Source organism: Janthinobacterium svalbardense (genome assembly GCF_002327145.1).
GTDB classification, from domain to species: Bacteria; Pseudomonadota; Gammaproteobacteria; order Burkholderiales; family Burkholderiaceae_D; genus Janthinobacterium; species Janthinobacterium tructae.
On sequence record NZ_CP023422.1, the window covers coordinates 4,768,128 to 4,785,933 of the forward strand.

General features: G+C 65.6%; 15 protein-coding genes. 4 read left to right on the top strand and 11 right to left on the bottom strand.

The annotated features are described in order from the left end of the window. Positions 1 to 14: 14 nt before the first annotated feature. The 6 genes from tssH to CNX70_RS21175 form a co-directional block, all read right to left on the bottom strand. Positions 15 to 2,654, bottom strand: a complete 2,640-nt coding sequence (gene tssH / locus CNX70_RS21150; RefSeq protein ID WP_096236747.1) for a type VI secretion system ATPase TssH — start codon at positions 2,652 to 2,654, stop codon at positions 15 to 17. Further along, entirely contained in the window at positions 2,651 to 3,124 is a 474-nt protein-coding gene (gene tssE, locus CNX70_RS21155; RefSeq protein WP_096236750.1) for a type VI secretion system baseplate subunit TssE, read from the bottom strand. Before tssE ends, tssH begins: the two co-directional genes overlap by 4 nt. A 67-nt stretch (positions 3,125 to 3,191) precedes the next feature. Further along, entirely contained in the window at positions 3,192 to 3,683 is a 492-nt protein-coding gene (locus tag CNX70_RS21160; RefSeq protein ID WP_034750126.1) for an Hcp family type VI secretion system effector, read from the bottom strand. Positions 3,684 to 3,714: 31 nt separating this feature from the next. Further along, on the bottom strand, positions 3,715 to 5,205 hold the full coding sequence (tssC, locus tag CNX70_RS21165) for a type VI secretion system contractile sheath large subunit (protein ID WP_096236752.1): 1,491 nt from the start codon (positions 5,203 to 5,205) through the stop codon (positions 3,715 to 3,717). Between the two features lies 1 nt (position 5,206). Beyond that, a complete protein-coding gene (gene tssB / locus CNX70_RS21170; protein WP_096236755.1) occupies positions 5,207 to 5,716 on the bottom strand; it encodes a type VI secretion system contractile sheath small subunit in 510 nt (169 codons plus the stop codon). Between the two features lie 37 nt (positions 5,717 to 5,753). Further along, positions 5,754 to 6,344 (bottom strand): tetratricopeptide repeat protein, encoded by a 591-nt coding sequence (locus tag CNX70_RS21175; protein WP_244198897.1) that lies wholly within the window; start codon positions 6,342 to 6,344, stop codon positions 5,754 to 5,756. Between the two features lie 275 nt (positions 6,345 to 6,619). Here CNX70_RS21175 and tssJ point away from each other — a divergent pair, with 275 nt between their 5' ends. From tssJ to icmH, 3 genes are read left to right on the top strand one after another with little or no spacing between them, the layout of a single operon-like run. After that, complete coding sequence (gene tssJ / locus CNX70_RS21180) at positions 6,620 to 7,204, top strand: type VI secretion system lipoprotein TssJ (protein ID WP_096236760.1); 585 nt, start codon at positions 6,620 to 6,622, stop codon at positions 7,202 to 7,204. Between the two features lie 51 nt (positions 7,205 to 7,255). Then, entirely contained in the window at positions 7,256 to 8,626 is a 1,371-nt protein-coding gene (tssK, locus tag CNX70_RS21185) for a type VI secretion system baseplate subunit TssK (protein WP_096236763.1), read from the top strand. Further along, the gene (icmH, locus tag CNX70_RS21190; RefSeq protein WP_096236766.1) at positions 8,623 to 9,408 is read left to right on the top strand and encodes a type IVB secretion system protein IcmH/DotU; all 786 of its coding nucleotides are present in this window, start codon (positions 8,623 to 8,625) and stop codon (positions 9,406 to 9,408) included. Before tssK ends, icmH begins: the two co-directional genes overlap by 4 nt. A gap of 14 nt (positions 9,409 to 9,422) precedes the next feature. Here icmH and CNX70_RS21195 read toward each other — a convergent pair whose 3' ends face one another. From CNX70_RS21195 to CNX70_RS21210, 4 genes are all read right to left on the bottom strand, one after another. Next, positions 9,423 to 10,208, bottom strand: a complete 786-nt coding sequence (locus tag CNX70_RS21195; protein ID WP_096236769.1) for an OmpA family protein — start codon at positions 10,206 to 10,208, stop codon at positions 9,423 to 9,425. Between the two features lie 9 nt (positions 10,209 to 10,217). Beyond that, positions 10,218 to 11,198, bottom strand: a complete 981-nt coding sequence (gene tagF / locus CNX70_RS21200) for a type VI secretion system-associated protein TagF (protein ID WP_096236771.1) — start codon at positions 11,196 to 11,198, stop codon at positions 10,218 to 10,220. Further along, positions 11,195 to 15,007: a type VI secretion system membrane subunit TssM gene (gene tssM, locus CNX70_RS21205; protein ID WP_096236774.1), complete on the bottom strand. Its 3,813-nt coding sequence runs from the start codon at positions 15,005 to 15,007 to the stop codon at positions 11,195 to 11,197. The genes tagF and tssM overlap by 4 nt, the downstream gene beginning before the upstream one ends. 195 nt (positions 15,008 to 15,202) lie before the next feature. After that, positions 15,203 to 16,042, bottom strand: a complete 840-nt coding sequence (locus CNX70_RS21210; protein ID WP_096236777.1) for a M15 family metallopeptidase — start codon at positions 16,040 to 16,042, stop codon at positions 15,203 to 15,205. A gap of 139 nt (positions 16,043 to 16,181) precedes the next feature. Here CNX70_RS21210 and CNX70_RS21215 point away from each other — a divergent pair, with 139 nt between their 5' ends. Beyond that, entirely contained in the window at positions 16,182 to 16,850 is a 669-nt protein-coding gene (locus CNX70_RS21215) for a hypothetical protein (protein ID WP_244198898.1), read from the top strand. Positions 16,851 to 16,874: 24 nt separating this feature from the next. On the opposite strand, the gene CNX70_RS21220 is transcribed toward CNX70_RS21215, so the two are convergent. Beyond that, positions 16,875 to 17,678 carry an alpha/beta fold hydrolase gene (locus CNX70_RS21220; RefSeq protein WP_096236780.1) on the bottom strand — a complete coding sequence of 268 codons (804 nt, stop codon included), beginning with the start codon at positions 17,676 to 17,678 and terminating at the stop codon, positions 16,875 to 16,877. Positions 17,679 to 17,806: the final 128 nt, after the last annotated feature.

Sequence of the window (17,806 nt, forward strand, 5' to 3'; positions counted from 1 at the left end):
CTCCGCAAGGTGGATTATCGGACCGTGTACTTGAACTGCCCCTGCTTGCCGGCGCTGACGCGTATCGAGGTGATCGGCTCGCCTTCGGCCATGCGCGCCAGCACCGCTTCGGCAATCGCCGGCAGCAGGCTGCCGTTGAGAATTTGATCGACATTGCGCGCGCCCGAATCGACCTCGGTGCAGCGCGCCAGCACGGCGTCGATCAGGCCCGCGTCATGGCTGAACTGCGCCTGGTGGTTGCGTGCGATGCGCGCGCCGATATGCGCCAGTTTCAGGGCGATGATCTCGGCCAGCACCGCGTCGTTCAGGGGATAGAACGGCAGCACCTTCAGGCGCCCCAGCAAGGCCGGCTTGAAATGCGCCACCAGTTGCGGGCGCACCAATTCTTCCAGCGCGGCCGGCGTGGGCAAGTCTTGCGCCGCCCGGTTCAGGCAGGCGGCCATCATGGCGCCGGAACCCAGGTTCGAGGTGGCGATGATGATGGTGTTGCGAAAATCGACTTCGCGCCCTTCCGCATCATCGAGCACGCCCTTGTCGAAGACCTGGAAGAACAATTCGAGCACGTCGGGATGGGCCTTTTCCGCTTCATCGAGCAGCACCACGCTGTAGGGCTGGCGCCGCACGGCTTCCGTCAGCACGCCGCCCTCGCCATAGCCGACATAGCCGGGCGGCGAGCCTTTCAGGCCGGCCACGCTGTGCGCCTCCTGGTATTCGCTCATGTTGATGGTAATGAGCTTGCGCTCGCCGCCATACAGCAGGTCGGCCAGCGCCAGCGCCGTCTCCGTCTTGCCCGTGCCGGACGGTCCCGTGAACAGGAACACGGCTTGCGGCTTGTTCGGGTCATCCAGGCTGGCGCGCGCCGTGCGCACGCGCTGCGCCACCGCCGCGATGACGTGGTCCTGTCCCAGCACCCGTTCGCGCAACGCGCCGTCCAGGGTCAGCACCGTGCGGATCTCGTCCTTGAGCATTTTCCCCAGCGGGATGCCGGTCCAGCCGGCGACGATGCCGGCCACCACCTGGGCATCGACTTCCAGCGGCGACAGCGGTGTTTCTCCCTGCAGGGCCGCCAGTTCTTCCTTCAGCGCCAGCAGGCGCGCCGCGCCCACTTCGCCCGGCCGCTCGCCGCGCAGCTGCGCGCGCAAGTCGCCGATCTGCGCCACCAGCGTTTTTTCGTGCGCCCAGCGCTGTGCCAGCGCCGCGACTACCGCCTGTCCTTCGTCATGCTCGCGCCGCAGCTGCACCAGGCGCGCGGCGCCCGCTTTGTCGGGCGCTTCGCCATCGGCCGCCTCACGGCCCAAGGCGGCGATTTCCGCGCCGATGCGTTCCTGCCGCCGGTTCGCGTTTTCCAGCTGCGCCGGCGTGGCGCGCTGGCCCAGCGCCACCTTGGCGCAGGCCGTATCGAGCACGCTGATGGCCTTGTCGGGCAGCTGGCGCCCGCTGATGTAACGGTGCGACAGGCGCACCGCCTCGACGATGGCGGCGTCGCGCACGCGGATGCCGAAATGGCGCTCCATCAGCGGCGCCATGGCGCGCAGCATGGCGCAGGCGATATCTTCGTCCGGTTCTTCCACCTTCACCACCTGGAAGCGCCGCGCCAGCGCCGCATCCTTTTCAAAGTATTTTTTGTACTCGCTCCAGGTGGTGGCGGCAATGGTGCGCAGGGCGCCGCGCGCCAGCGCCGGTTTCAGCAGATTGGCCGCGTCGTTCTGCCCCGCCTGGCCACCGGCGCCGATCATGGTGTGCGCCTCGTCGATGAAGAGGATGACGGGGTGCGGACTTTTCGCCACCTCGTCGATGACATTTTTCAGCCGGCTTTCAAATTCTCCCTTCACGCTGGCGCCGGCCTGCAGCAAACCCATGTCGAGCGCGTGGATGTGCGCGCCCTGCAGCACCTCGGGCACGTCGCCGGCGGCGATGCGCAAGGCCAGGCCTTCCACCACGGCCGTCTTGCCCACGCCCGCCTCGCCCGTGAGTATCGGATTGTTCTGGCGCCGGCGCAGCAGAATGTCGACGGCCTGACGGATTTCCGCCTCGCGGCCGATCACGGGATCGAGCTTGCCGTCGCGCGCCAGCTGCGTCAGGTCGGTGGTGAACTGGTCCAGCGCCGGGGTTTTTCTGGCCAAAGTCGCAAGCGGATCGTCGGGTGTTTCGGAAAGCTGCGGCACGGCCGCGCTTTCCTCCACGGAGCCGGCCGTCAGCTTGTCCGGATGGTGCTTCAATTGCTCGACGCTGAAGCGGGCGAACAGCTTCGAGCCGCGGTACGCGAGCTGCGACAGTTCCGGCTCCGTCAGCAGCGCCAACAACAGATGGCGGCTGCGGATGGGTCCCGGCTGCGCCGTATCGAGCGAAGCGACCAGCCAGGCATGCTCGAACAGCAGCGGCAAATGGGGAGAGAAGACGGGCGTGCGCGCACTGCCCGTGCGGAAGCCTCCGATCTCGCGGCGCAGGTCCGCCTCCAGCGCCGTCAGGCTGATTTCACTGCGCCGCGCGATGGTGACGAAATCGCTGCGCTCCTGCTCCAGCAGGGCCAGGAACAGGTGTTCGACATCGACTTCATACTGCCCCAGTCCCACGCAGATGCCGGCGGCGCGGGTGGCGGCCGTGCGCGACGTGTCATTGAATTTGGCGATCAGGGTTTTCAAATGATTGCTCATGCGGCGGCTCCCTTGCGGTTGATCGAATAGCGCAGCGACGACGGCTGCAGCACGGCGTCGAAATTGACCGTCTCGCCACCGGACATCACGGCCAGGGTGCCACTGATGACGAAGCCGACGCGATTGATGCTGCCCGCTTCGCGCTCCAGGCGGGCGCGCACATTGCGCAGGCGCGGTTCGTGGCGTTCGATGGCCGCCTTCAGCGCGGCGCAGATGCGGGCGCGGTCTTCGCTGCTGGACAAACACATGCCGGCGAAATCGATCAAGCCATAGTTGACGATGGACGCCGCGCATTCCGGATAGGCGTCCAGCGCACCGGGCGGCAGGGCCACGCGCGTGTTGAGCAGCTCTTCCAGGTCGCGCGCCACCGCATCCTTCAATTGTTCCAGCGACAGGCGCGCCGCCACGCCGCCCGCCGCAGCGCCGTCGCCCATCAGGCGGTCGAACAGGCCAGGTACATAACTGTCCATGCGCTCTCCTGAAAAGTCGGCGCGGCGCGCGCAGGAGGATGTCCGCCGCGCGCCGCGCAAGGATGGATCAAGCCACGCGGTTCGCGGCCAGGTCCCAGCCGCCCGAGGTATTGCCGCCGGCGCCGCCCGTCACTTTTTGCTGTGTGTATTTCCACTTCACTTTCGAGAACTTGAAGCCGACGTGTTCACCGAGGATGTCGCCTTCTTCCACGTTCGGCGTGACGGCGCCGATCAAGACATTCTCGATTTCGATTTCAAAGTACTTGACGCGCTCGCCCTGGCCGTCGGCGCGCATGAATTCGAAGCGCGCCTTGGGAATGGTCTTGCCGGCAGAGCAGGTCTGCAGCAGCACCGGCGAGGCCAGGTCGGCCAGCTTGGAGATGACGATGTCCTTGTGCTCGCAGCGTTCGGCCGTGTGGCCGCCGCCCGTCGAGGCGGTGGCCGACTTCGGCTGCTCGACGCTCCAGCTGACCGATTTGCACTCGATCCAGTCTTTGTGCTTGTCATCGGTGGACTCGCCCTTGATGCCGTCTATCTGCAGATATACATCGATTGCCATGGTGTGCTCCTCTGGTTGAAAGATGGGTGGATCATGAATTGGTCGACTTCGGCAACTCCGCGACCAGTCGGAGCGAAACGGATAATTCATCGAGCTGGAAATGGGGACGCAGGAACGACACTGCGCGGTACACGCCGGGCCGGCCCGGCACTTCATGCACCTGCACGGACGCCTCGCGCAGGGGGAACTGCGCCTTCTGCTCCTGGCTGGCGTTATCGTCGAGCAGCACGTACTGCATCAGCCAGCGGTTCAAAAAATCTTCCACGTTGGAAGCGGCGGCAAAGCTGCCGATCTTGTCGCGCATCATGGCCTTCATGTAGTGGGCGATGCGCGAGACGGCAAAGATGTACTGCAGCTGCGACGACAGCACCGCGTTGGCATTGGCCGCGTCGCTGTTGTACTTGCGGCTCTTCTGCGCCGACTGCGCGCCGAAAAACGCCGCGTACGCCGTGTTCTTGCAGTGCACCAGCGAGATGAAGCCCAGATCCGACAATTCCTTTTCGCGGCGGTCGGTGATCGCCACTTCGGCCGGGCATTTCAGGGCCACGTCGCCCTCGTCCGTCTTGAAGGTGTGGGTCGGCAGGTCGTCCACCAGGCCGCCGCCCTCCACGCCGCGGATGGCGGCGCACCAGCCGTAATCGGCAAACGCGCGCGTCAGCTTGCTGCCGAACGCATACGCGGCGTTACACCACAGGTATTTGTGATGGTCGCTGCCGTCGACTTCCTCGACAAAGTTAAAACCTTCGACAGTGGTGCCGTCGACGGGATTGAACGGCAGCCGGCCCAGGAAGCGCGGCAAGGTCAGTCCCACGTAGCGCGCATCCTCGGATTCGCGGAAGGCTTTCCATTTTGCGTACTCGATGGTGTCGAAGACTTTCGCCAGGTCACGCGGTTTGCCCAGGTCGCCGTAGCTTTCCAGGCCAAACAGTTCCGGCGCGGCTGAGGCGATGAACGGTGCGTGCGCGGCGGCGGCGATGTGCGACATCTGCTCGACGAAATACATGTCTTCCGGCTGGCGCGAGATGGCGAAGTCGCCCAGCAGCGCGGCAAACGGCGCGCCGCCGAAGGTGCCGAATTCCTCTTCATACACCTTCTTGAACATGCTGCTCTGGTCGAACTCCAGCGCGGCCTGGAAATCCTTCACCAGCTCGCGCTTGGTGGCGTTGAACATGCGGATCTGCAGGCGCGTGCCCGTATCGGAATTGCCGACCAGGTAGCGCAGCCCCGTCCAGCTTTGTTCGAGCTGCTGGAACGGCGCCGCGTGCATGATTTCGCTGAGCTGGGTGGAGATCAGGCGGTCGATTTCCGCCACGCGCGCGTCCAGCGTTGCCGACAGGCTGGTCGACATCAGCACCGTGCCGTCGAGCACCTGCGCCACCAGTTCCGAGATCAGGTCGCGCGCGCGCGCATGCTCGGCGCCGGACTTGGCGACGCGGCTTTGCTCGACGATCTGGTCCAGCAAGTCGGTCGCGGCCGGCGCATCGGCGGTGGATACTGCTAGGGCTTCTGCCTGGGCGCTCATCTCAATCCTCCTGCGCTGGGAACTGCGGTTTCAGGGTGGCCAGGCTGTCCGTGTTGTTCAGCACTTCCGTCAGCAAGTCTTCCAGCTTGTCGTTGCCGGCCAGCTTGTTGCGCAAGTCGGCCAGCTTGGTGCGCGCCTCGAGCAGCTTGCGCAAGGGATCGACCTGGCGCACCACCGATTCCGGGCGGAAGTCATCCATCGAGCGGAAGTGCAGATCGACGGCGAACGTGCCGCCCGCCTCGCTGATGCGGTTCGGCACGGCGAAACGCGCCACCGGCTCCACGCCGGCCAGCACTTCGTCGAAGTTATCGCTGTCGATGGCGACGAACTTGCGGTCCTTCAGGCGTTTTTTCTCGCTGTCCGGATTGCCGCCAAAGTCGCCCAGTACGCCCACCACGAAGGGCAGCTCCTTGTTTTCAATCGCGTCGCCAATCTCGACGTCATAGGTCATTTGCACGCGCGGTGCGCGTATCTTTTGCAGGCGTTTTTGCACGCTGTCGGACTTGGGCATGTCGCTTCCTTTGCAAAGGGATGGTGGGGATGCTGGCTTATTTCAAGCCGCTGAACGGGTCGGCCGCGCTGCCTGGCGCTGCCGCGCCCTTCGCCGCCGGCGTGCCAGAACCGGCAGCGCGCTTGCCGGCCGCTGGCGGACGCCTGGCCGGCGGCACTAGCACGTCTTCGCCGATGCTGGCACGCAGCAGCTTGGCCAGCTCCTGCGCTTCCGAGCGCAGCGAACCATTCAGATTGTTTTGCCGCGACAGGTCGGACAGCGCCTTGCCGGACAGGCGCAAACCGCTGACGGCGACGATGCTGTTGGCGACCTTGTCGTCCGGATCGCGTTCCAGCGCTTCGAGTGCATGGCCGATGGCGTCGCCGTATTGGCCGCGGTCGAACTTCATCTGCGCCATCTGCAGCCACGGCGCCTTGTCGGCCGGGTAGCTGCTGCCACCGGCCTTGAGCAGGGTCATGGCGCGTTCGTACTGGCCGGCGCGCGCGGCCGCATCGGCGTCGCTCATCACTTGCGCCAGGGTCGGCGCGGCAGGTTTGGTGGGCGCCGGCTGGTCTGGCGTGGCGCAGGCGGCCAGCAGCAAGGCGCTGGCGAGGCAGGCAATACGGGGCAACATGGTGGCTGGCTTCATCGGGCATTCCTTCACGTGGAGGACGCTACCGCTGGGAAAGATGGGCGGCGCCTTGGTGGAGGCCATTATTGATCGCTAATTTTTTTGCCAGATTGAGATTAATCAGCAAAGAAGAAGTTCCATGCCACAGCGGCGGACAGCTCCATGAATCCTGATCTGGCGCAGGAACTGCGTTGATCGCAGGCGGACTTTGCGCCAACGCAAGTAGATCGCCGGTGCATGGGATTAAATGGCAGCAACACTTTTATTTCCCCCTCCCTTTGTAAAGCAAACCCATGCCATCTGACGCCTCTCTCCGCCTGGCCCACGCCACCGCACTACTGCTGCCGGCCCTTCTGCTGGCTGGCTGCGCGGGCGGCGCCATCGGCACCCTGGCCAACGCGGCGCTGCAAATGGCCGGCGTGGCCAAGCCGCCGCCCGAACTGCCGGACGCGCAAAAACCGCCGCGCAACGTCAGCATCCGCCTGCACGCGGCGCAGCGCCTCAACACCGATGCCGAAGGCCGGCCGCTGGCGCTGGTGGCGCGCATCTACAAACTGCGCCAGAGCGCCGCCTTCGAGCAGGCACCATACGACAGCTTCCTCGACGCGCAGCGCGAAAAAGCCGCACTGGGCACCGACCTGATGGAAGTGAAGGAAGTGCTGCTGGTGCCGGGCCAGCGCTACGAAGTGCAGGAAAAAGTCAGCAAGGAAGCGTATTTCATCGGCGTCGTGGCGCTGTTCCGCGCGCCAGCGGCGCAGCGCTGGCGCGCCACCTTTGGCGCCGCCGACGCGGAACGCGGCGGCATCACCGTCGGCCTGCACGCCTGCGCACTGAGCATCAGCGGCACGTCCACGCTGTCAAGCCCGCGCTGCCAGTAGCGCAAATGAATGAAGCACACCCGCACGCCACACACTCAAAGGAGAAACGCGATGGGCATGGCAGCGAAAGTCTTGTGGGGAGAAGGCCTGTTCCTGCGGCCGCAGCATTTCCAGCGCCAGGATCAGTATCACGAAGCGCGCCTGCATCACACGGCCAGCGCGCTGCATCCCTACCTGTGGGGCGTGGCGCACATGGAATGGGATCTGGCGGCGCTGCAGACGGGCACCCTGCGCCTGCACGCCCTGTCGGCGATCTTCCGCGACGGCGAAGTGTTCGAGGCGCTGGGCGACGGTGCACCCGGCAGCGACACCCTGCCCCCGCCGGTGGACCTGGCAGCGCTGCCGCCGGCGGTGCAGGAAGTGACGTACTACGCGGCGCTGCCCATCCTCAACCGCGAGGGCATGAATTACACGGCGCAGGCGTCAACGGCAGGCACGCCTGCAGCCACGCGCTTTGCGCACGCCATGCGCGCCACGCCCGACCTGTTTACGGAGTCCGCCGTGGCCGACGTGGCGTACCTGAAGAAGACCGTGCGCCTGATTCCCGACAGCGAAGCGCGCGGCTCCTACGACTGCCTGCCGCTGATCGCCCTGCGGCGCACGGTGTCGGGCGGCTTCGAGCCCGTGCCATCGTTCATGGCGCCCAGCCTGGCGATCGCCGGCGCGCCGCGCCTGCAAAGCGTGCTGGAACACCTGCTCGACGCGCTGCAGGCGAAAGTGAGCGCGCTGCACGGCCACCACCGCGAGCCGAGCCGCAACGTGATCGAATTCCGCTCGGGCGACGTATCCTCGTTCTGGCTGCTGCACACGGTCAGCACGGCCGCCGCCGCGCTGATGCACTACGTGCGCCATCCGGCCCTGCATCCGGAGCGCCTGTACGAGGCGCTGCTGGGTCTGGCGGGCGGCCTGCTCAGCTACTCCAAGCACTACACCCTGGCCAGCCTGCCCGCCTACGACCACGCGCAGCCGGGCGCCTGCTTCGACGCCATCGACGCGATCATCCGCGAACTGCTCGACACCGTCATCTCGTCGAAGTATTTTTCCATCGCCCTGCTGGAAGACAAGCCGTCGTATTACCTGGGCAAGCTCGATTCGGGCAAGATCGACCAGCACACCACCTTGTACCTGGCGATACGCGCCGCCATGCCCGCCATCGAACTGGTGGACGTGGTGCCCGTGCGCGTGAAAGTGGGCGCGCCCGACGACGTGGAAAAATGCGTGCTCACGGCCATGCCCGGCCTCAAATTGTCGCATGCGCCGCAAGTGCCGGCGGCCATTCCCGTGCGCCCCGACACCTACTATTTTGCGCTTGAAAACCGCGGTGCCCTGTATGAACAGATGCTCAAGGCGCAGTCGATTTCCGTCTACGTACCGGCCGGCATACGCGACCTGCAGCTGGAACTGATCGCGGTGACGGCATGAGCCAGCTCATCGAACGGCGCGCGGCGCCCTCCCTGCTGGGACCACGTGGTGCCGCCCCTGCAGGCAACAGCCGACATGCCGGCAGCGCCCTGCTGGACCTGATGCACGAAGGCTTTTACATGCTGTTCATGCTGAAGCACGGTTCGGCGCCTGGCGACGAGCAAAGCTTCATGGAGCGCATCACGGCCTTTCTCGGCGACTTCGAACGCGAAGCGAAAAAGATCCGCGCCGATGGCGACGATATCGAGGCGGCCAAGTATGCATTCTGCGCGGCGGTCGATGAAATCATCCTGGCCTCGCCTTTCACCCTGCGCAAGCAGTGGGAGCGGCGCCCGCTGCAGCTGCTGATCTTCGGTGACCAGCTGGCGGGCGAACATTTTTTCGACCGCCTCGACGCCTTGCGCGGCAAGGGCGCCATGCGCGTACAGGCGCTGCAAGTGTTCCACATGTGTTTATTACTGGGATTCCAGGGCAAGTATGCGATCGACGGCGGCGAAAAACTCAGCTACCTGACGGCGCGCCTGGGCGACGAGATTGCCCACATCAAGGGCAAGAGCCGTGGCTTCGCGCCGCGCGCGGAACGCCCCGACCAGGTGGTCAACAAACGCGGCAGCGACGTGCCGCTATGGGCGCTGTCGAGCTTTTTCGCCCTGCTGGCCATCTGCGCCTACCTGGGCCTGAAAACGCATCTGACGCGCAGCACGCAAACGACGCTGGCCGCGTACGCGGACCTGGTCAAACTGGCGCCACGCCCGGCGAATTTGACCATCACCCTGCCTTGATTATTATGCGCTGATCATTGCACGATTCTGAACTCGATGCGCCGGTTTCTCGCCCGGCCATCGGCCGTGGCGTTGCTGGCCACGGGGCGGTCCGGACCCTGGCCCGACACCAGCACCGACTCGGCCACGATGCCCTTGCTGGCCAGGTAGGCGCGCACGGCTTCGGCGCGCGCCTGGCTCAAGGCCACATTGCTGGCGCGCAGGCCTGTGTCGTCCGTGTGGCCGATCACCTCCACCTTGCGGCCCCGCAGCTTGAGCATGACGGCCGCCATCTCGTCGAGGATGGCCAGACCGGCCGGCGTGATGGACGCCTTGCCGCTGTCGAATTCGATGATGCGTTTATCCAGCGCCGCATCGAGCAAGCCCTGCTCGGCCTCGGCCGCCTTGACGCGCAAGCCATTGTTGACGACATACGTGGGATTGAGGCTGGTGGCGATGTCGCTGGCGATCTGCTGGCGCTGCGCCTCGTTCGCCACTTCGCCACGCACGCTGACGTTGTTGCCGGCGATGCTGATCTGCCCCCGTGAAATGAGCTTCAGGTTCGGCGCGATCAATTTTTTCACGTAGGCGTTCCAGTTGGCCGGCACGGCCACGTTGCCGATGGCGATCTGGTCGACCACGCGCTCGGCGCCATACAGTTCGCGCAGGCGGGCCAGCACGGCCGCCTTGCCCGCCTCGTCGGCCAGGGTGCCCGTGACGAGGATCTGTCCCGGCATCGGCGTCTGAGGCGCTTGCGTCTGCGCCTGCGCGTGAAAGGGAACGGCTGCAGCAAGCAGCAGGAAAAAAACGGTCGGCTTCATCGCAATCCTTCAGGCAAAGGTATCGGCAAACATGGCGCAGGCCGAGCGCAGCGACAGCTGCTCCTGCTGCAGGCAGGCGGAAAACTGGCGCAGCGCCGCAGTGCGTCCCAGCTGCTCCTCGACCCAGTCGAGCTGGTCGAACACGATCAGCCGTTCGCTGCCGGCCTGCGGATCGATCAGCGCGCGCAAGCCGTGCGGGTCGGCGCCGCAAAAACCGATCACCAGCACGGGCGCCTCGTCGAGGTGAGAGAAAAACAGCGCCAGTTCGAAATCGGCCTGGTGCAGGAAAGGCGCAATCAAATGCAGCCAGAAGCTGGCCACCAGCTCGCGCAGCTGCACTTCCTGCGGCAGCGGCAGCACCAGGCTTTTCTCCAGGCGCGGCAAGCCGCTCTGGCGCACCGGCTGCAGCAGCAGGCCCAGACCCAGCAGCAGTTCGCGCACCGTCACCGGAAACGCGGGCGAAGCCAGCATGGTCTGCAAGCCGTGCACGGTCTGCGCCTGCAAAAAGGCGGCCAGCCGCGCCGCGTGGCATGGGGCGGCCGGTTCGACTTCGACCACGTTGCCGGCCAGCGCCAGCAGGGCCGGACCCGGTTCGGCGCTGGTCACAATGCCTTGCGAGAGCTGCTCCACGCGCTGCCACAGCGGCGCCAGCGCCAGCGGGCTGCAAGCGACAAAGGCTTCGGCGTTATCGACTTCCAGCGCGCCCATGGCCATGAAAGGAAAGCGCCGCAGCGACTGGTCGTTGCTCGCTTCCAGGCGTCCGGCGATGGCGCGCCGGCTGCGCGTGCCGACAAAGGCAAAGCGCAGCGGCGGCAAGGCGTCGTAATTGAGCTTCCAGCGCGGTTCCACCGTCAGGGCAGTCATGACCTGCGCCAGCCAGTCGTCGAGCAGCTGCACCAGCGCGTGATTGTCGCAAGCCTTGATGAAATCGCCGCGCGCGGGGATCTTGCCGAAGTAGCCGAGGCGCACCTGCTGTTGCGCGCGCGTCATGGCGACACTCCCGCCGACGCTGCAATGACCGGCGCGGGTACTGGAACGCCGACGATGGTCTCGGGCAGCTGCATGCCGCGAAAGCCCTGCTCCTGCAACGCAGTGGCGGCACCAGCGCCCGTCGTTTCCGCGCTGCTGGTAATTTTCAGGTCGACCGCCACGGCCACCTCGCCGCGCGTCCAGCGCAGTTCGAACACGCCGCCGTCCTTGCGCTTTTTGGCCGCCGCATCGATCATGCGCTTCAGGCCGAATTGCCCCGGCTCGTTGAACAGTTCCACCGTGCGCCCGTCGAAGGTGACGGCCGTGATGCGCGCCCCTTGCATGCCCGATGCGCCCTGCGGGCCGGGATGGAGCATGTTCGTCCACTGCGCCGGCGTGTTACGGTAGCGCAGCTGCTGGCCGTCGATCTCCACCGTGTATTCCAGGGTGCCGGGCGCGGGCGACGGCTGGATCTGGAACACGGTTTGCGCCGCCGTCGAGGTGGCCGCCACGCCGCCCGCGCCCAGCGGCGCGATCCAGCCGGGAAAACGCGCCACCACCTGCGGCGACAGGCTGATGCCCATGTCGGCCCAGGTGCGCGGTGCCAGCACGTCGCCGCGCCGCACCACCAATGGCCCCATCGAGGTGGTGACGAATTTCGCCACCAGGCCTTCCGGACCGAAGAACTGGCCGATCTCCAGGTTGCTCGCCTCGATGCGCGCCGTGGGCGCGAACGGATATTTGTTCGCCAGCGATTTCTGGAACGGTTCATATACCTGCGCCGCCCAGGTCTTGTTGATATCGAGTTCGGCCGGCGCGACGATGACGGCAAAGGTCTGCATCAGCGGGCGCACGAGAATGGGGCGAATCGCCTGCTTTTGCGCGTCGCTCATCCCCGTGAGCACCTGCTCGTCGACCAGCTTCAGGGCGTCGGCCAGCTCGGAACCACTGCCTTCCAGGGTCTGCTGCATGAACTGGCGCGCACCCGGCCCCGCGTCGCCCTGGTTCTTCAGCAAGTTCAAACGGCTGCGCAGTTTCGACAGCGCTTCCAGGTAGGCGCGCATCAGCGAGGCATTGTTGTCTCTGGCCGCCACCAGCTTGCCCACGCCGGCAAATTCGCGCCCCACGGGCCCCATGGGTTTATCCAGGCGGGCCGGGTCGATCTGCGCATTCACGCCAGGATTGGCCGTCAGCTGCGATGGCGCGCGGCGCAGCACGGTTTCCTTGAACCAGGCGATGATGCCCCGCTCGGCCTTGCGCAATTGCGCATTCTGCAGCGCCGGGTTGTCCCACGAGGTTTCCTCGTAAATGGTCGTCAGCAGTTTGGCAATCGGCGACGACTGCGGGTCGCCCAGGCGATTCATCGCTTGCACGGCACCGTCAAAGCCTTTCAGGTCCGCGACGGCGACGCCCTGCACGAATTTTTGCCATTCACGCGCGTAGTCGGCCTTGTACATGGCCACCAGGTTTTTCTCGATCTGTTCCGGACTGCCTTCCAGGGTCAGGTCGTCGGTGGACGCGCTTTTCAGCACCCAGTCGGCGCTTTGCAGCTCACGGTTGGCGGCGTCGCGAAAGGCGCCCTCGACGAACTTTTCCCAAGCCTGGCGCGTAAAGGCGCCGGAGACGGCGTAACTGCCCGCCAGCAGCGCCTGATCCTGTTCGCCGACGATGCGCGCCACCGTCATGCCGGGAAAACGCGTCGAGGCGCGCGCGCGAATGTCGGCATACACGCGCTCGCGCGCCGGCATGCCGCGCACCACGCGGCGCAGGTTTTCGCGCGCCTGGTCGACCAGCGCCAGCTTCTGCTCGATGCGCGGCCAGGACGGATCGCCGATCTGCGCCAGGTAAAACGTCAGCAGCCGTTCGGCGCTGCGTATCATCTGCTCGCGCGGCATGGCACCCCGGTTGCCCTCCAGCCAGCCGCGCCAGAAGCGCGTCAACTGATCATTCAAATGGCTGCTCTCGGCATGCGTCTTATCGGCCAGCATCAGATAGGTTTTCAGCGCGTTGTAGGCATCTTCCACATTTGTCGGCGACGCAGCCTGGTACTGGAACGAGCGCGTAGCTGGCGATGCGGCAGCTGGCGCGGCGGCCGGGGTCTGCGGCGTGCGCGCCGTGGGCTGCAACTGGTCGGCGCTGGCGTTCATCTCGAACAGCAAGGCTTCCAGCGCGCCCGCCACGGGGTCCAGCATGACCTGGCGCGCGCCGGCAAAATACTCTTCGCGCAGCTTGCGCTCAAGCAACTCGCCCTGGTACAGGCCCAGGCGCAAGGACCACGGTCGTTGCGTGCGGTACGCTTCCAGCTGCTCGATGCGGTCCTGCAAGATCTCCAGCGCTTCCAGGCGCGACTGCAAGTCCAGCCGGCGCTCCTGCAGCTTCACCACTTTGTTCAGATCGGCCTCGACATTGGCCACCAGTTGCCGGTTGCCCAGGTAGGACCAGCTCCAGCCGCCCAGGCAGGCGCCCAGCGACACGGTGGCAGCAAAGAACACGGCATATTTGAAGCGCAGCTTGGCGCGGTTGGCATAGTTGGCCACCAGGTGCTTGTCGGCAAAAATCACCTTGCGGAACAGTTCCAGCAGGAAATAGCCATGCTGGCGCACATCGGACGGCGCTGCGACTTGGGCCGGCGCGTAGGCCAGGTCGAAGCGGCGCGCCACCTGCTGCGAAGAGGCACTCACGGGCTCGCCCTCCTGCAGCGCGCTGGTAAAGTAAAAGCCGCGGAACACGGGCTGGAACTGGAACGGGTTTTCCTCGAACAGGGTGGCGATGAAGGCGCGCAGGGCCGGCTTGACGGCGGCAAATTCCAGCGGAAAAGTAAATACGCCGGGCGCCATCGTCTTGCGTTGCCGGTGTGCCATGTTGGCCAGGCTCAGCTCCGTCAAGCCATCGTGCAATTCATCGAAACTCTGGTCGAAAAACGCCAGCAAGTCGGCCGTGGGCAGCTTGCGCTGATAGGGCATGGTGGCGCCCCAAACGCGCTCGCGCTCGCTGCGCTCGGCATCGGCAAAAAATTCCGTGAAGCCGGCGATCAGGTCTGCCTTGGTAAACACGATGTACAGGGGCGCGAACACTTCCAGGCGTTCGATGACGTCCTGCACGCGCTTGCGCAGGCTGCGCGCCAGTTGCATGCCCACGTCGGGGTCGCCTTTCAATTCGGCGATGCTGACGGCGATGAGGATGCCGTTGATGGGCGCCTTGCGCCGGTATTTTTTCAGCAGGTCGAGAAAGCCGAACCACTCGCCGCGGTGCTCGTCAACGACGGAGTAGCGTCCCGCCGTATCGAGCACGATGCCGTCCGTGGTGAAAAACCAGTCGCAGTTGCGCGTGCCGCCCACGCCTTGCACCACCTTGCCGTCGGCGAAAGGGAATTGCAGGCCAGAATGCAGAATGGCGCTGCTCTTGCCGGCGGCCGGATTGCCGATGATCATGTACCACGGCAATTCGTACAGGGCGGCGGCGCCCGATTTGAGGCCCAGCTTGGACGTCTTGATGGTCTCGATGGCAGCCAGCATGCCCGTGCGCACCGCGTCGAGTTCACCCTGCTGGGTGCTGTTGGCCGTCGAGGCCGAGGCCGCTTGCGCGGCGGCGATCTCGGCCTCGTTGAGGATGGCTTGCCCCAGCGCCTGGGCATTGCGCCGCGCGCGGCGCCGGCGCCACAGCCACAAGCCCAGCCAGGTGACAAAGGCCAGCAGCAGCAAGGCCAGCGCCCAGATCAGCGCCACTTCCAGCACCTCGGCCCCCAGGTACAGGAACACGGCCAGCGCCACGAAGCCGAGGATGGTCAGATTGCGGCTGTCAGTGAGGAAATACCAGATTCGTCGCAGCATGATAAGCCCAGGGTGAGGTCGCAAAGCAAGGCGGATTCGGCCCATGCTGACAGCAAGTCGGCGCGCCTTTGTTGACATATGACAAGTACCAGGCGCCAGCGCACGGCAGGCGCTGGCGTGCCATTGACGCTGCGCAAGCAAGCTTGCAGCGGTGAAAATGATGGCGCCGCGCGGCGCTAGAATGGCTGGCGCGGCTTACTTGCCCAGCACGCGCGGTTGCGGCAATTCCGTGTGGCCAAAATCCATCATGGTCCAGCGCCCGCCCCAGCGCAGGCCGACCGATTCGGCCGTCACGCCATATAAACGGTAGCCGCGCATGGCCCAGGCATTTTTTTCAGAAATGATGAGCTTTCCTTCATGCATGAATGCGCAATCGGCCGCCAGGCCATACTGGTGATAGCTTTGAAACGCCCTGGCGTTGGTCACGTTCGGGCCCGCCGCCGCCAGCTGGTCCTGGCGCGCGGGGCTGCGATAGCCTTCCAGCAAGACCATGTCGTAGCCATGCACGTCCTTCATGATCTTGAAGACCAGCAACAGGCGCTGCGCGTAGTCGTGGTCGAGCAATTGCCAGTTGCGGCTGGCGCCGCCCAGCAGCGGGCGCAATTGCGTCACTTCCGCCGTGGAAAACAGCAGCGGCGGCAAGGTTGGCGGCGGCACCAGCTGCTCGCCTTTCAGCAAGTCGCTGACCTGGTCGTTGATGACGTGCTGCCGGTCTGCATAGCCGCGCAGGGCGATGCGGTCGCTGGACAACCACGCCAGCAAGGGCGGCACGATGACCAGCACGCTGCCTGCCAGGCTCAGCCAACGATGCCGCAACAGCAGCTGCCAGGCGCGCGCCGTGCCCGAGCCCGTGTGCTGCCGCACGCGCCGCCACTGCGCGCCGCTGCCGCCCTTCAGGTACTGCGCGCGCCGCTGCACGCGCCATCCCAGGTTGACGAGTGTATGCAGCACGATGGCGCGACCGCCGGGAAACAGCAGCAGCCAGCAGGCAAAACAGGCAAGCAGGAAATACATCAGGACCAGGGCGACAAACATGGGGCGCTCCGTGACAGGGATCGGCGTGGGCCGGACAGCAATTTCCCGGCGGTATCGCTAGATCGTAGGCGTCCGCGGCCCGCATGAGCGCGGTTTACATCAAGGTCAGTCGAGTTTGATCCACTGCGGAGGTGATATTTTGTCTCTATTGAAAACCGGGGATGGCCAGGCGCACGGTCCTGACCTGCTGAGCAAGGCCGGCGTGCACAGCGACGGCAAGGGCATCCTGTCGCAGCTCGAACACGGCGTCACCGCGCCTGCGGCCAGGCCCGCCCTGCGCTGGCGCCCCGGCTGGCGGCACTGGGCCGCTGGCGCGCTGTGCCTGGCGGTGCTAGCCGTGCTAGCTTATGACACGAGCAGCATGCCCCCGGCACCCGCCACGGCCGTGACTGTGGCTCCGCCCGCACTGCCGGCGCCATCCGCCCCAATTGTGCCCCCGCACGCGGCGCAGGCGGCCACCATCGTCAATACGGTGGCCCCGCCCTTGCCTGCGCTCGCTGCCACAACGGCAAGCGCGCGCGCCAGTGCGCCACGCAAGGCAGCACCGCCCGCGCGTCCGCAGGGGCCGAGGCCGGCTGCAGCGCCCGGCGACAGCGACGTCGCCTTGCTGACGGCAATGGTGGCCCATGCGCACCGGCAGGAAGGCACGGCAAAGCCCGTGCGCGACGTGGTGCAGCGCAGGCAGGAGCAGGAACACGAAACGGCGGAACTGTTGCGGCGCTGCAAGCAGTTGGGCCTGATCGAAGGCATGCTGTGCCGCTCGCGCATCTGCTCGGGCCGCTGGGACAGCGATCCTGCCTGCCATTGAGCACCTGTGCGCGTGGCGGGCCAGTCAGCCCTGGGCAGGCAGGATAGCCTGGTGAGCAGCCGCGTCCATGCGGCCTTGCAAAAAGCCTTCCATCAGCGCCAGCAATGCCTGCGGCTGCTCCTGGTGCGGTGCATGGCCGCATTGTTCGACCATGGCGGGCACGGCGTTGAGGGCCTGCGCCACGATGGTGTCGACCTGGGCCGCACTGCCGTACTGGTCCTCGCTGCCCTGCAGCACCAGCGCCGGGCATTCGACAGAGGGCAGCAGGTATTCGATGTTCCAGAACTGGAAACCATAGCTGAGCCAAGTGTTCGACCAGGCCTTGAAGATGGATTCCGTCTTGTCGCCATGGTATTTCGCCAGCGCGCGCAGCTTGCCCGCGCCAAACGCCGCGTCCGCCACCCGAATGCCATCGAGCGTCACGCCCTCGACAAACACGTGCGCCGCTTCGGTGATGATGCCACGCAAGCGCGGTGGCTGCTGCGCCGCATAAATGAGGGCAATGCTGCCGCCATCGGAGTGGCCGATGAGAAAATGGTCCTGCCCCGGCAGCAGTGCGGCGAGCACTTGTGGCAGCTCGCACAGCGCGTAGTCGTGCAAATAATGGAGTTGGCGGCGCGCCGCCAGCGGCGACGATTGCCCATAGCCGTGGCGGTCATACAGCAAGCCGCGGCAGCCCGTCGCCTGGCATAGCTGCGCGGGAAAATCTTTCCACATCGCACAACAGCCGAGCCCCTCGTGCAGGAATACCAGGCAGGGCTTGGCGGGGTCGCCATCGATCAATTCGTAATAGATATCGGTTTCGGCACTCAGGTTCAGTATCGGCATGGGCTAGGCTCGCAACGGGTTGCGTATCGACAGGTCGGCTGCGCCTATTGTGCCATTGTCCAGCCCGGCATGCGTGGCGCCCGCATAAAAATAGCCTGCGGGAAAAGATCTTGCGATTTGCCTGCAAG

Bases quoted from the DNA above. Each gene is read 5' to 3' on its own strand.
- tssH (WP_096236747.1), bottom strand. From the start codon at position 2,654: ATGAGCAATCATTTGAAAACCCTGATCGCCAAATTCAATGACACGTCG.
- tssE (WP_096236750.1), bottom strand. From the start codon at position 3,124: ATGGACAGTTATGTACCTGGCCTGTTCGACCGCCTGATGGGCGACGGC.
- CNX70_RS21160 (WP_034750126.1), bottom strand. From the start codon at position 3,683: ATGGCAATCGATGTATATCTGCAGATAGACGGCATCAAGGGCGAGTCC.
- tssC (WP_096236752.1), bottom strand. From the start codon at position 5,205: ATGAGCGCCCAGGCAGAAGCCCTAGCAGTATCCACCGCCGATGCGCCG.
- tssB (WP_096236755.1), bottom strand. From the start codon at position 5,716: ATGCCCAAGTCCGACAGCGTGCAAAAACGCCTGCAAAAGATACGCGCA.
- CNX70_RS21175 (WP_244198897.1), bottom strand. From the start codon at position 6,344: ATGAAGCCAGCCACCATGTTGCCCCGTATTGCCTGCCTCGCCAGCGCC.
- tssJ (WP_096236760.1), top strand. From the start codon at position 6,620: ATGCCATCTGACGCCTCTCTCCGCCTGGCCCACGCCACCGCACTACTG.
- tssK (WP_096236763.1), top strand. From the start codon at position 7,256: ATGGGCATGGCAGCGAAAGTCTTGTGGGGAGAAGGCCTGTTCCTGCGG.
- icmH (WP_096236766.1), top strand. From the start codon at position 8,623: ATGAGCCAGCTCATCGAACGGCGCGCGGCGCCCTCCCTGCTGGGACCA.
- CNX70_RS21195 (WP_096236769.1), bottom strand. From the start codon at position 10,208: ATGAAGCCGACCGTTTTTTTCCTGCTGCTTGCTGCAGCCGTTCCCTTT.
- tagF (WP_096236771.1), bottom strand. From the start codon at position 11,198: ATGACGCGCGCGCAACAGCAGGTGCGCCTCGGCTACTTCGGCAAGATC.
- tssM (WP_096236774.1), bottom strand. From the start codon at position 15,007: ATGCTGCGACGAATCTGGTATTTCCTCACTGACAGCCGCAATCTGACC.
- CNX70_RS21210 (WP_096236777.1), bottom strand. From the start codon at position 16,042: ATGTTTGTCGCCCTGGTCCTGATGTATTTCCTGCTTGCCTGTTTTGCC.
- CNX70_RS21220 (WP_096236780.1), bottom strand. From the start codon at position 17,678: ATGCCGATACTGAACCTGAGTGCCGAAACCGATATCTATTACGAATTG.